Source organism: uncultured Winogradskyella sp., from assembly GCF_947498005.1.
In the GTDB taxonomy this organism is placed as follows: Bacteria; Bacteroidota; Bacteroidia; order Flavobacteriales; family Flavobacteriaceae; genus Winogradskyella.
The window spans coordinates 1-305 of record NZ_CANMIW010000041.1 but is presented as its reverse complement, the minus strand read 5'-3'; the positions used below and the strand labels follow the sequence as shown (position 1 = coordinate 305).

The following is a 305-nucleotide window of genomic DNA, read 5'->3' as shown; positions in this document are numbered from 1 at the left end:
ATTACGTCGTCACTTACACTTACTGGAGACACTAATACGAATGGGCTTTTAGATCCTACAGAAACTTGGATATTTACAGCACCTGATTATACCATTACACAAGCTAATGTTGATGCTGGGAATATAACCAACAATGTTACGGCTAATGGTTTAGAACCTGATGGAACAACTGCTGTTCAAGCCACTGATACTTATATCATTGATGCTAGTAATACAGATGTAACACTGTGTAATGATGGTGGTATTAATATCGTGAAATCTGCATCGAGCTCAACGACAGGTTGTGTCGGTGAAGGCGATTTAAT

General features: G+C 38.7%; 1 protein-coding gene. It reads left to right on the top strand.

Annotated features, from left to right (window positions below; all coding sequences use genetic code 11):
• Positions 1-305, top strand: a 305-nt coding sequence (locus tag Q0891_RS17250; protein ID WP_299103583.1) for a hypothetical protein, incomplete at both ends; no start/stop codon positions are given.